This window comes from Aeromonas sp. R6-2, assembly GCF_040908155.1.
In the GTDB taxonomy this organism is placed as follows: Bacteria; Pseudomonadota; Gammaproteobacteria; order Enterobacterales; family Aeromonadaceae; genus Aeromonas; species Aeromonas schubertii.
Genome location: NZ_JBFODE010000038.1, coordinates 1 through 12,726, shown reverse-complemented (window position 1 = coordinate 12,726; position 12,726 = coordinate 1). Strand labels below are relative to the sequence as shown.

The window sequence follows — 12,726 nt, the reverse complement described above, 5'->3', positions numbered from 1 at the left end:
GCTGTGCTCCCTCACCACACCATCTCCACACTCTCCTCCTTTGCGACCTGCTGGCCGTCGAGGAAACGACAAAAATCATCGAGACAGGGGTGATCGAAGAGATCCGACACCTTGACCTGCAGGCCAAACTCGGCCGCCAAGCGGTTCACTATCTGGATGGTCTGCAGGGATTGCCCCCCCAGCTCGAAGAAGTTGTCGGTGGGGGTGATGGCGCCAATGCCCAGGATCTGCTGCCAGATGGCCGCCACCTTCCCCTGGGTCTCGCTCTCCATCGTCACCCGGGTCTCGCTACTCAGGTAGTCGGCCAGCAGCCCCTTGCGGTCAATCTTGTTCGAGCCGGTGCGCGGCAGCCTGTCGTAGTGGCGATAGTCGGTCGGGATCATGGCGGCAGGCAGCGCCCGGGCCAGCTGCCCCTTGATGGCGCGGCAGTCTCGCTCGCTGCCGGCCACGAAGGCCACCAAGCGGCGTATGCTCCCCTCGCTCACCCCCTGCACACAGGCCTCATCGACGCCGGGCAGGGCCAGCAGCCTCGCCTCCACCTCGCCGGGCTGGATGCGATAACCGCTTATCTTGAACTCGTTGTCGCGCCGTCCCAGATAGACGAGGCGCCCCTCCCAGCGCACCCGATCCCCGGTGCGATAGACGCGGCGCTCTTCATTGCCGACCCGAAGCGAGTCGAAGCTGCCGCTGACCCCGCCCACATAGCCGTCGGCCAGTTGGGGACCGAGCAGCACCAGCTCCCCCTCCTCGGCGGGGAGATCCCCCTCACCCAGGATCAGGGCCTGCATCCCCGGCAGGGGCAGACCGATGGGCAGCTGGACCTGGGCGGGATCTTCCTCTTGCAGATCCTGGCTGGTCACCACCACGGTCGTCTCGGTGGGGCCATAGGTGTTGATGAGGCGCACGTCGCGCCGCCCCTGGCGTTGCCACTGGGCGAGTTGCTCCGGATAGACGGCCTCCCCCCCGATGATCACCACCTCGAGCGGAGCCGGAATCCCGACCAGCCCGGCCCCCAGGGCAACCACCCACTCGTTCCAGAAGGCGGTGGGAAGATCCAGGTGGCTGATGGCCAGGGTCTCAATCCCCTGGGCGAAGGCAGGTATGGAGTCGAGCAGGGCGTCGGTGCGCAGTACCAGGGTGGCGCCGGCACTCAGGGTGGCAAACACCTCCTCGATGCTGGCGTCGAAGTTGAAGGGGGCAAACTGCAGCACCCGCGCCCCCGCCTGCAGTCGATAGCGGCACCGCGCCGCCGCCGCGAAGTGGTTGAGGGCCCCGTGCCCCACCGCCACCCCCTTGGGCAGGCCCGTGCTGCCCGAGGTAAACATCAGGTAGGCGGGCGTCGCCTCACTCGGTGCCAGCCAGAGGCGGTCTTCGCTCACCAGTTCGCTCACCGGCAGCACACGGCCGCCAAAGATGGGCGCCAGGGTATGGCGATAGGCCTCTTCGGTGATGAGGGTGGCGATCTCCCCCAGACGCACTATGTGCCCCTGGCGCTCGCCGGGCTGATCGGGGTCGAGGGGTACATAGACGGCGCCGGCCATCAGGATGGCGAGCTGGACCATGACCGCCTCGGGGCTGCGCGAGAGCATGACCCCCACCCGCTCACCGGGCAGGACCCCGACCTCTTGCAGGGCGGCCGCCATCTGCTCGCAGCGGCGCTGCAGCGCCCCGTAACCGATGCGCCGCTCCCCCTGCTCGAGGGCCACCCGCTCGGGGTGCTCCCGGGCAACCTGGGCCAGGGCATCGAGCACAGGGCGCACCACGAGCGCCTCCTCTGCAGGCCCCGCGATGAGGGCGTGCGCGCGCGCCTCGGCCAGCCAGGCGCCCTTGAGGGCCGCAAGGCTCAACTCGGGCTGTGCCAGCCAGCGCCCCAGCAGCGTCAGCAGGGTGTCGGCGATGGTGGCCAGCGCGGCGGTGGAGTAGCAGGCGGGGTTGGCGTCGAGATCCAGCGTCGGCACCCCGTTAGCCCCCATCTGCACCTCGATGGTGAGATCCTCGACCGGTCCGGCACTGATGTTGAGGGTACGGGCGCTCAGGGGGCCGAAGCGGCGGGCATGATCGAAGGGCATGATATTGACCAGGGGGCCGAACAGGCGCTTATCGCCCCCCACCAACCCCAGATCCCGGCGCAGGCTCTCGTAACGGTAGTGCTGGTGCTTGCGCACCGCGCGCTTGGCGGCGGCCACCTGGCGAGCGGTGCCGGGCAGATCGCCCGTCTCCTCCAGAGTCAGCGCCAGGGGGGTGATGTTCATCTGCATGCAGGGCACGGTCAGCGACGCCGAGCCGATGCGGTTCATCATCATCAGGCCAAGCAGGGCATGGGGCTCGCGACTTCCGAGGGAGAGCTGGCCGGCCAGGGTGGCCAGCAGCAGATCGGGCCAACCGAGGCGATGCTGGTCGGCCACCCGCACCAAGGCCTGCCACAGGGCCGGAGGAAAGGCGCGGCTCTCGCGAATAAACTCGGCGGCGATGGGGGCGCGGGTAGCACTGAAGCTGCGCACCGCAGGCCAGGCTTGCAACTGGCTCAGCCAGAAGTCGCGGGCGGCGGCGTTCTTGCCGCTCTCTTCACGCTGGCGCTCCTCGGCCAACACCTCATCGAGGCGGCCGAAGGGCGAGGCAGGCCCCTCCTCCCCCGCCAGGGCCGCCTCATAGAGGGCGGCGACGCGCTGGAACAGCAAGGTGGTGCCAAAGCCATCGAGGGCGATATGGTGTACGCAGCTGTAGAGGTAATCCCCGGCCTCTGCGCGCAGCAGGGCAAAGCGGCAGGGAGGCTCGCCGGTGAGATCGAATGGACGGCGCAGATCGCCCCAGGCCCAGGCGCAGACAGCCTCTTCGCCACCACTCAGGGTGAGCACCTGCCAGGCCAGGGGGGCCTCGTCGGCCACGAAGCAGACGGCGTCCCCATCGGTCTCGACATGTCCCTGCAGCGCCTGACACTCGCGCACCGCTTGCCACAGCGCCTGCTGCAGCAGGACAGCGTCTACCCGGCCGTCGAAGGCGATGCACTCGGCCGTGTTGAACATGGCCTTGTCGTCGTTGAGCAGATGGGCAGACCAGAGCCCCTGCTGGGGAATGGTGAGGGGGAAACGGCTCACGCTGTCACCTCCAGGGCGCTGCGTCTTTGCTCGACCAGGCGCCACCAGGCGTTGAGGGTGGGCACGCGCGCCAGATCCACAAAGCTCAGCTCCACCCCGGCGGCGCGCCACTCGGTGAGCAGCCCCATGATGCGCACCGAGTCGAGACCATAGTCGATCAGGCTCTCGTCGGGGTCGAACGCCTCCTCCTCCTCATCGATGTGGCTGAGCAGCCGCGCCTTGAGCCCCTCATAGGTGAGCAGAGGCATGGCGGCAGGCTCCATGGCCAGCGCCTCGGCGCAGGGGATCACCTTGCCGCAGCGGGTCGCCACGTAATCGAGGGCCATTTGATGCTCCTCTTGAGAGAAGTCGGCGATGCCGTCGGCCAGGAAGAAGGGCTGAATGTCGCGCATGAAGGCATCACAGGCGGTCATCATGCAGCCGATGTGGCCATAGATGCCGCCGATGATGAGCTGATCGCGCCCCTGCTCACGCAGCATCTCCTCGAGGGGAGAGCGATGAAAGGCGCTGTAGCGCCACTTGACCAGCACAGTGTCGTCGTCCTCGGGGGTGAGCGCCGCGACGATGGCCTGCTGCTCGGGGCGCTTGGTGAGCCCGGCACCCCACATATCATTGAGTAGCGCTCTCTCCTCGGCGCTCTGCTCCTTGGGCTGGGCCGTGTAGTAGACCGGAATGCCGAGGGCCTTGCAGTGGCGGCGCACTGTGGCCAGACGCTCGACAAGGGCCACGACCATGGGGCTCTGCTCGCCGTAGAAGGCGGTGAAGTACTCCTGCATGTCGTGAATGAGCAGGGCGGCGCGCTTGGGGTCGAGGCGCCAGCTCACCTTGTTGCTCTTCCACTGGGTCGGCATGGGGTAGGAGGTCAGGGTTGGGATAGCCATGAATATCGATTCCTTGTATCAGTTCGTGTCGAGAAGCCGCGCGATGCGGGCGCGCAGCCCCTGTTTGTCAATCTTGCCCACCGCCGTCATGGGCAGGGCGTCGAGCCGCTCGACGCGATCGGGCAGCTTGAATTCGGCCACGCCGCGCCCGCGCAGGAACTTGCGCAGGGCCAGGGGCTTGAGGGAGGGGTCAGAGGTGACGATGAAGGCGCAGCTTTTCTCCCCCATGACGCTGTCGGGCATGGAGACCAGGGCCGCCTGGCTGATGGCCGGGTGGTGGAGCAGCTGGTTCTCGACCTCTTCGGCGGCGATCTTCTCCCCGCCCCGGTTGATCTGATCCTTGAGACGGCCGACCACGGAGAGGTAGCCGTCGACGTCCTGCACCACCAGATCCCCGGAGCAGTAGAAGCCCTCGGCATCGAAGACCCGGGCGTTGTGCTCGGGGCTCTGGAAGTAGCCGCGAAAGGTGTAGGGCCCCCGGGTGTGGAGGGCGCCGCTCTGACCGGGGGGAACCGGCAGCCCCGCTTCATCCAGGATGCGGATCTCGTCATCCGGGCACATGGGGCGCCCCTGGGTGTGCAGTACTTTTTCCTCGGGATCCCCCAACCGGGTGTAGTTGACCAGGCCTTCGGCCATGCCAAACACCTGCTGCAGGGCGCAGCCGAGCTCGGGCTCCACCCGCCTGGCCACCGCCTCGGGCAGCTTGGCGCCGCCGACCTGCAGCAGGGTGAGCGACGAGAGTCTGGCCCGGGCGGCCGAGTCCAATGCCACCGCCTCGAGCCAGAGAGAGAGCGCCGGTGGCACCAGGGCCGTCATGGTGACGCCGTGACGCTCGATGAGGGGGAAGCAGCCATCGGGGCTCGGGTTGGGGGCCAACACCAGGGCCCCGCCAGCCTCGAACACCCCCAGAGCCCCGGGGGAGCTCAAGGGGAAGTTGTGCGGGGCCGGCAGGGCGCACAGATAACGGGTTTTCGGACTCAACCGGCAGATCTCGGCACTGCGCCGGACGCTGTAGTAGTAGTCGTCGTGGGTGCGCGGAATGAGCTTGGGGGTGCCCGTGCTCCCCCCGGAGAGCTGGAAGAAGGCCACCTCGTCGGCCGGCGTCGGGGCAAAACCGCTCACCTCCCCTGGCACCAGCCAGTGGGCGAGACCCTGACCCCCTTCGACGCCGTCGAGCAGGGTCAGCTCGGCCCCGATGTCGGCCAGCAGCGCCTCTCCCCCGTCACTGCCGGCAAAGAGGGGATGAGCAACGGCACCGATGAAGAGGCGTGGACGAATCTGCCCGGCATAGGCCAGCAGCTCGAGGCGGCTGTGGCTGAAGAGGGCGTTGACCGGCGCCACCCCGACTTTGAGCAGGGCGAAGAGGACGATGTAAAACTCGGCCACATTGGGTAGCTGCACCAGGGCGGTGTCACCGTGCCCCAGCCCCCGCCGGGCCAACTTTCCTGCCAGCAGACTCGAGGCGGCATCGAGCTCACGGTAGGTAAAGACGCGCTCGCCGCAGAAGATGGCCGGTGCACTCGGGTCGCGCTCCCATTGGCGACGCAGGATCGCCGTGAGCGGCTCACCGCGCCAGTACCCCTGGCGGCGGTAATGCTCGGCCAGATCATCGGGCCAGCGGCTGTAGGGAATGGGGCGACTCACAGGGCCACCTCACAGTCCACGCCCAGGGCTCTTAACATGGTGCCGAGCTTGGTGCCGGTCTCGGCCCACTCCATGGCGGGATCGGAGCCTGCGACTATGCCGGCCCCAGCAAAGAGCTCGACCCTGTGGCCATCGAGCACGCCGCAGCGGATCACCACGGCCCACTCGCCGTTGCCCCGGCTGTCACACCAGCCGACGATGCCGCTAAAAAGGGCACGACGAAATGGCTCTCGCTCCCGGATAAACTGGCGCGCCAGCTCGGTGGGATAACCGCACAGGGCCGGCGTGGGATGAAGGCGACAGGCCAGGGACAGCACGCCCACCTCATCAGAATGAAGCTCGCCCCGGATCGGGGTGCCCAGGTGCCAGAGGGTATCGGTGCTCATCAGGGTGGGGCTCGCCGGGATCGCCAGCGCCCGGCAGTGAGGGGCAAGCACGCGGCGGATCTCGTCGATCACCAGCCGGTGCTCATGCTGATCCTTGCCCGAGGCGAGCAGCGCGCTGGCCACCGCACGGTCTTGCTCGGGGGCGCTGCCCCGCTTGGCCGAGCCGGCCAGGGGATGGGTAAAGATCTCGCCGTCGCGCACTCGCAGCAGCAGCTCGGGGCTGGCCCCAAGCAGGCAGCGACCGCCGCCCAGGGGAAGGGAGAAGTGAAACGCGTGAGGGTTTTGGCTGACCAGCCGCTCGAGCACGCGCGCAGGCTCGACGGGCTGGCGCAGCTCGAGGGCAAGCTTTCTCGACAGCACCACCTTGGCCAGGGTGCCAGATGCAAACGAGTCGAGGGCCGCGCTCACCGAGGCCTTGAACTCCCCGGCTGCAGGCAGGCTCTGTACCGAGATAGCCTGATTGGTGAGGGGCTCGCTCGCCCTGGGCTGCGGCCTCGGCCCCCGCTCGATCCTGCCCGGCACATAGAGGCAAGACGCCTCGGCCGGATCGAAGGCAAAGGCTCCCATCAGCAGGGGGTTCTCCTGACCGGCACGCCGGGCCTGCTCCAGCGCATCGGCAATCTGGCGCTCTAAACGAGCCCACTCCCCCGCCGGCGTCACCATAGGCTCGCCGAGCTCGTAGGCCCGGATCTCCCCCTGCTCGGATGAGAAGAGCAGATCGGGCATGAGTGCCTGCTCCGGGGTACGGGTTTCCATCATGTGAGTATCCATATCAGACCCAATCAACATAAACACTAATGATAATGATTATTGATATCAGATTAGGGTCGCTAAAATACTCGCACTGAAATCGCCCGGTCAATGGAATTTGTCCTCTCAATGAGGCTCCGCTTATTGACAACATCAACTATAGGCGCTCACTCTCTACCCGTCTGGACGCCGTATATTGATAATTATTTTCATTTAAACAAGAATGGGCCCCACTTTCTGATGGAGCCCTCCCCATGTCTCACTCCCTGCCAGTCAACCGTCCACGGCAGCTCACGGTCAAACGCATCACCGACCTCTCCAAGGGGCTACGCCGCCTCACCCTGAGCAGCCCCGATCTGGCCGACTACCCCTTCACCTGTGGTGGGGCCCATATCAAGATCATGCTGCCGCGCCCCGAGCAGAGCGAGATAGTGCTGCCGACACCCACTCCCCAGGGGCCTCGCTGGGACGATCCGGCGACGCGCCCCATCATCCGCACCTTCACCCTTCGCGCCTTTCGCCGTGAACGGCTGGAGCTCGATATCGACTTCGCCCTGCACGGGGAGCTGGGCCCTGCCAGCCACTTTGCCCTGCATGCCGTCCCCGGCGACAGACTGGCCATCTCTGGACCTGGCGGCCCAAACCCCATGCTGCAGGAGGCCGACTTCTACTACATGGCCGGCGATCTCACCGCCCTGCCCGCCATTTGTGCCATGGCCGAGGTGATGAGACCCGGGGCCAGGGGGGAGATCGCCTTGCTGGTACCGGATGAAGAGGAGATCCACCCCCTGGCGCTGCCATCCGGGGTCAATCTAAGCTGGTTTGTCGGTGGAGCCGAGCAGGCTCAGGCCCTGATCGCGCATCTCACCGCACTCCCCATGGAGCGCGAGAAGAGCTATTTCTGGTTTGGGGGCGAGGAGGGGCTGGTGCTGCCACTGCGACGGCACACGCGGCGCATCCTGGATGTGGATCGCCGGCAAGTTTACGCTGTGCCCTATTGGCGACTTGGCAAGAGCGAGGATGCCTATCATCAGGATCGCCATGAGGCCATGGAGAGCGAGGCATGAGGCTCAAGGGAGTGATCCCGGAGCAACTCACTTAATTGACTTTGAAATCAATAAAATATCCCCCCATTAGCAGGGGTTGCATATGGGAGTTAAAGATCGATAATGCGAATCACTATCATTTATTGCTAAGCGAGCATGCCCCCAGGCAGCGCTCGTGATGCCACGCTTCACAAGGTAATACGGATGTCACTGCACAACTCGGTCATGCGCGCCCTCCCCGTAGAGGCCCTCCCTACTCCGGCCCAACTGCTGGCTCGACTCCCCTGTCCTGCCGCCACTCACGGGATGATCCAGGGTGCTCGCCATCAGATCCGGCAGATCCTGAGCGGTCAGGACGACCGCCTGCTGGTGGTGATAGGCCCCTGCTCCCTGCACGATCCCAAGGCAGCGCTGGAATATGCGCGGCGCCTTAAAGGGCTGGCCGATGAACATCAAGAGGATCTGTGCATCGTCATGCGCGCCTATTTCGAGAAACCACGCACCACCATAGGGTGGAAGGGACTCATTTTCGACCCTCATCTCGATGGCAGCCACGATATCAATCATGGGCTGCAACTGGCTCGGGAACTGCTGCTTGCGATCAATGAGATGGGGCTGGCGACGGCTACCGAGTTTCTCGACACCACCAGTTTCCTCTACCTGGCCGACCTGGTCAGCTGGGGCGCCATCGGTGCACGGACTACCGAATCCCAGGTACACCGTCAACTCGCCTCGGCGCTCCCCTGCCCGGTAGGCTTCAAGAATGGCACCGACGGCAACATCAGAGTCGCTATCGACGCCATTCTGGCGAGCCAGGCCCCTCACCTCTTCACCGCCCCGGGTCATCAGGGGGGCATGATGGTGGTGAGCAGCGAGGGCAACGAGGGGGCCCACATCATATTGCGTGGCGGGCAAACCCCCAATTATCACCAGAATGATGTGGAGGCGGCAGCCGCACGGTTACAACGGGAAGGGCTGGCCGCGCGGCTGATGGTCGACTGTAGTCACGGTAACAGCCAGAAACAGCACAGCAATCAGAGCCGGGTGGCGGCCGAACTGGCAAGACAGATGGGTAACGGGAGCGAGTATGTCGCCGCCGTCATGGTCGAGAGTTTTTTAAAAGAGGGGAGCCAAGCCCCCGCCCCACTGGCAAGTCTGCACTATGGCCAGTCAGTGACCGATGCCTGCCTCGGCTGGGAAGCGTCCGTGGCGCTTGTCGGCTTGCTGGCAGAGGCGGTGCAGGCTCGCAGGTACCATCAGGGTAGACGCCATGAGGTTCTGCTGGCCGGTTAACACAGGCCCGAAGCAAAGCGGGGCAGCCAAGCTGCCCCCGGCATTTACTCCAGAAGGAAAACGGCCTCAACCCTGTCGCTGAGCACTATGCTCTGCTGCTGATAGGTGTTTTCCTGGGCATCGGGCGCCGCCATCGCCATCATCTTGTAGTTGCGCCCATAGACCGGGGCGGGCTGCTGCGCGTCATACTCCACCGCATAGATCTTGCCCAGCTTGGCGCCAAAGCCGTTTGCCAGGCTTTGGGCCTTGGCCTTGGCATCCTCCACGGCGGCGAGGCGAACCTTCTCCTTCTCCTCTTTGGCATCTTTAAGCCCGTACTCGATCTGGGAGACGCTCTCAAGGCCTGCCCCCAGTGCCGTTTCCATCAACTGGCTAAGCTTTTCAAGCTGATAGAGCCTGACCGAGAGCTGGCGTTGGGCACGATAACCCAGCAGCTGCGGCTTCTTCTCGGGGGCATATTGATACTCGGGAGAGACCACCAGATTGCCCGCGTCCACATCGCTGCGCTTGATCCCCAACCCCTCAAGCTTGCCGAAAAAGGCGGCCACCTTGGCATCCACCTGTTGTTTGGCCTTGAGACCATCCTTTTGCAGGGCCGTCACCGAGACAGAAAGGGTCGCCATATCGGGCTCCACCTTGCGCTCGGCCACTCCGCTGACGCTCACATGCGCCGCCGTCGGCGCCTCGATGGCCCAGGCTGGCGAGAGCAGGAACAATACGGAAAGGGGAAGAATCGATTTGAACATCACACTCACCTCATGGGGATACGAACACACGAGGGATTATGCCACGAAGCGGGGAACGAACTAGATGGGGTGATGGGGCGGAATATCGAGCACGCTGTGGATATCGACCTCGCTAAAGAGCAGCCCCTCATCCAACCCGGGCAGGGGCGTCACCGTTCCTTCCGAAGTACCCAACCATTCGGGTTGATCATCCTGGAAGGCAAAAGAGTCCCACGTCAGGATCTGACCCGTCTCGGCAGAGAGGCTCTCCTGGCCCGGTTCAAGGGGTTGCTCCCAGAGTAGTGCCTCATCTCCCTGCGCCAACAAGTCGCCCCACTCGTTGCTCACCAGAGAAAAGAGGCTGAGCTCACTTTGTCCCTCCTCCCCACCGATCAGCAGGCTCAGCCCTTCAATGTCGGCACCGGGAAGGGGGGTAAAGGTGAGCTGCCCAGTGGAAAAATCCACATTCAGACAACCGGCCGGCTCACCTTCACGGTTCTCAATCTCGAGCTGGGAGAGGGTATGACCATCGAATCGGGTATGGTAGCCAAACTGGCCATGGCAATCGATCTGGTCACCGCTACAACTGTAACGAACCCCATCGATGTCCACCCACGATAATGCAGCCATACCTCACTCCTCATCTCAATAGTGGCGTCATATTACCAGATGTGGCGGCCATCAGAAGATGGCCACCCCATTTATGGATCAACCTTGAGATTGCCGTTAAGCAGCATCTCATCGATGATCTGCTGGTCACTGCGGGTGCCACCCATGGTCAGGTCGATGTTATCGAACTGAATCGTCTGGGTAGTGGTACCGGCACCGCTACCATCCAGGTCGATCACCAGGGTCGTTTTACCGCTACCAGGCCCAGAGCTGAAGGTCAGGAATTGATCCAGTGAGGTGGCATTGGCGTGCTCACCACTGAGCAGCTCGCTCAGATCCAGCACATCACCACCGACCCCCACCTGGAAGTCCTTAATCACATCCACTCCGGCACTGGCATCACCGCTGCCCCACTTGAAGGTGTCGCTGCCGCTGTCACCAACCAGAATGTCAGCCCCAAGACCACCGATCAGCGTGTCATTTCCTGTACCGCCAATCAGCTTGTCAACACCGCCCATACCACTGAGGATATCGTTGCCATCCCCCCCGAACAGTATGTTGTCAAGGCTGTTACCTGTGATGGTGTCATGATGGGCAGAGCCTATCGCGTCGAGCTGGCTTCCCCCCAGAGTAATCACAGTATCACTGGCCGCTGCGTGCATATCGACGGTAAAAGGAGCATCAGGCATCAGGTTGATATTGAGGCTGGAATTAGCCGTATCACCATCCCCGTCAGTCAATGTCACACCGAGATCAACGTTAACCGGAACCCCGGGAGTCGGGACCGAGACGCCAAAATCACCGATCTTGAAGTCACTACCACTGGCATAGTGAAACTCCAGACTGTTGTAGCCATCGGCCGTATAGGCCGAGAGCCGGGTGTTATCCACCACCCCGGCCACAGTGGCCACGTAGGTCACTCCGGGGCCCGGGTCTCCATCAACAAAGCTCACGGTAAAGCTATGGCCTCCGACAGAGACAGTCTGGGTCAGACCTGCGGCCAGGCTAACGATGCGTGTAACGCCGCCATAAGCGATTGCGATTGCGGTCAGTGATTCCATGACCCCATCACCAATCACATTGTCCACCGAACTGGACGAATCACTATCCTGGCGGGCGATCACCTTGACCGTGCTGCCCGCCCCCTTGATCGCCGTGAAGAGGGCAGAACCACCGTTGACATCATAGTGACCGTCGAAACTATGATTGTGGGTCGAGGAGTCCAGATAGCCACTGCCACCACTACTGGGCGAACCCGCCAAATCGATGACGAAGTCTACGCGCATCGCCTCACCACTGCCGACCGAGGCACCACCGCCGATCCCGCCTGTCGTTGCCGTGGTATTGACGGTGCCATCACCCATAGGGGTCAGCAGCAGGTCTTTGCTGTCATCGTTTGCAGCAGTGACAAAACCCGCCCAGGCCGTGTTACCACCGACGAAGTCATACCCGACATTACTGAAATCGACTGAGGTATGCCCCCCATCCACCGATCCAACCATGTTGACGGCATAGGTGCCATTGGCCGGATTCAGTACGACGGTAAAGACGGTTCCGGCCCCCGTTGACCCAGTCAGCGTCAGCCCATCGACCGATAGAGTATAGGTAATGGGCAAACCACCGGATGTCAGCCCACTGTTGACACCATTGAGGGCCGAGCTAAAGCGCAATGTGGCACCATCAGCACCATAGTTGTTGGCCACAGAGCCATCCAGATCGAGCAGGAAAGAGGCGCTGCCTGCAGCGTTCATCATCACCGCCGTATCGGGCCTGATCACGGTCGGGGTGTCGTCATCCACGTTAATGGTCAGTACACCATCGGCCGTGTCGCTGTCTGCATCCGTGACCCGGTAGGTCAGGTTGAACACGGCGTTGTTTTCGTCACTGCCCGCCGCATGCTGGATCGGCGCGTTCTGGGTCACGCTGTAGGCGCCGGTTGCGCTGTTGACCGTCACCGTCAGCACCGTCACCACTCCCTGCTTCACCAGCAGCGAACTGCCCGACAGCTCGTAGCTAAACCCGGCCGGGGCCCCCGAGGTCAGCCAGGCGATGCTGCCTGCCCCATCGGCCCCAAAGCTGTGGCTCAGGGTACCGCTCACGTTGGCCGCATCCGCATCGTCACCCACCCCACCGGCATTGCCGCCGGACAGGGCATCGTCATCGAGCTGCACCAAGGCATTGCTGCCCACACCAGGCACGTCATCCAGCACCGTCACATCCAGGCTGCCGTTGGTGCTGTCACCGTCCTCATCCACCAACACCACCGCGAAGCTCTCGCCCAGGCTGGTGTCGTTGCC

Annotated in this window: 9 protein-coding genes; 2 read left to right on the top strand and 7 right to left on the bottom strand. The window is 63.8% G+C overall.

Annotated features, from left to right (window positions below):
• Positions 1–11 precede the first annotated feature (11 nt).
• From AB5Y48_RS09860 to AB5Y48_RS09845, 4 genes are read right to left on the bottom strand one after another with little or no spacing between them, the layout of a single operon-like run.
• Positions 12–3,095, bottom strand: a complete 3,084-nt coding sequence (locus AB5Y48_RS09860) for an amino acid adenylation domain-containing protein (RefSeq protein ID WP_368164302.1) — start codon at positions 3,093–3,095, stop codon at positions 12–14.
• Positions 3,092–3,976 carry an isochorismatase family protein gene (locus tag AB5Y48_RS09855; protein WP_368164301.1) on the bottom strand — a complete coding sequence of 295 codons (885 nt, stop codon included), beginning with the start codon at positions 3,974–3,976 and terminating at the stop codon, positions 3,092–3,094. The genes AB5Y48_RS09860 and AB5Y48_RS09855 overlap by 4 nt, the downstream gene beginning before the upstream one ends.
• Positions 3,977–3,994: 18 nt before the next feature.
• Positions 3,995–5,620: a (2,3-dihydroxybenzoyl)adenylate synthase gene (locus AB5Y48_RS09850; protein WP_368164300.1), complete on the bottom strand. Its 1,626-nt coding sequence runs from the start codon at positions 5,618–5,620 to the stop codon at positions 3,995–3,997.
• Complete coding sequence (locus tag AB5Y48_RS09845; RefSeq protein ID WP_368164299.1) at positions 5,617–6,777, bottom strand: isochorismate synthase MenF; 1,161 nt, start codon at positions 6,775–6,777, stop codon at positions 5,617–5,619. Before AB5Y48_RS09845 ends, AB5Y48_RS09850 begins: the two co-directional genes overlap by 4 nt.
• A 233-nt stretch (positions 6,778–7,010) precedes the next feature.
• Here AB5Y48_RS09845 and AB5Y48_RS09840 point away from each other — a divergent pair, with 233 nt between their 5' ends.
• Both AB5Y48_RS09840 and AB5Y48_RS09835 read left to right on the top strand, forming a co-directional pair.
• Positions 7,011–7,823 (top strand): siderophore-interacting protein, encoded by an 813-nt coding sequence (locus AB5Y48_RS09840; protein WP_368164298.1) that lies wholly within the window; start codon positions 7,011–7,013, stop codon positions 7,821–7,823.
• 183 nt (positions 7,824–8,006) lie between these two features.
• Complete coding sequence (locus AB5Y48_RS09835; RefSeq protein ID WP_368164297.1) at positions 8,007–9,095, top strand: 3-deoxy-7-phosphoheptulonate synthase; 1,089 nt, start codon at positions 8,007–8,009, stop codon at positions 9,093–9,095.
• 44 nt (positions 9,096–9,139) lie between these two features.
• Here AB5Y48_RS09835 and AB5Y48_RS09830 read toward each other — a convergent pair whose 3' ends face one another.
• The 3 genes from AB5Y48_RS09830 to AB5Y48_RS09820 all read right to left on the bottom strand — a co-directional run.
• Positions 9,140–9,841 carry an SIMPL domain-containing protein gene (locus AB5Y48_RS09830; protein WP_368164296.1) on the bottom strand — a complete coding sequence of 234 codons (702 nt, stop codon included), beginning with the start codon at positions 9,839–9,841 and terminating at the stop codon, positions 9,140–9,142.
• A gap of 60 nt (positions 9,842–9,901) precedes the next feature.
• On the bottom strand, positions 9,902–10,450 hold the full coding sequence (locus tag AB5Y48_RS09825; RefSeq protein WP_368164295.1) for a hypothetical protein: 549 nt from the start codon (positions 10,448–10,450) through the stop codon (positions 9,902–9,904).
• A gap of 71 nt (positions 10,451–10,521) precedes the next feature.
• Positions 10,522–12,726 (bottom strand): type I secretion C-terminal target domain-containing protein (locus AB5Y48_RS09820; RefSeq protein WP_368164294.1); only part of this gene is annotated, 2,205 nt, incomplete at its 5' end.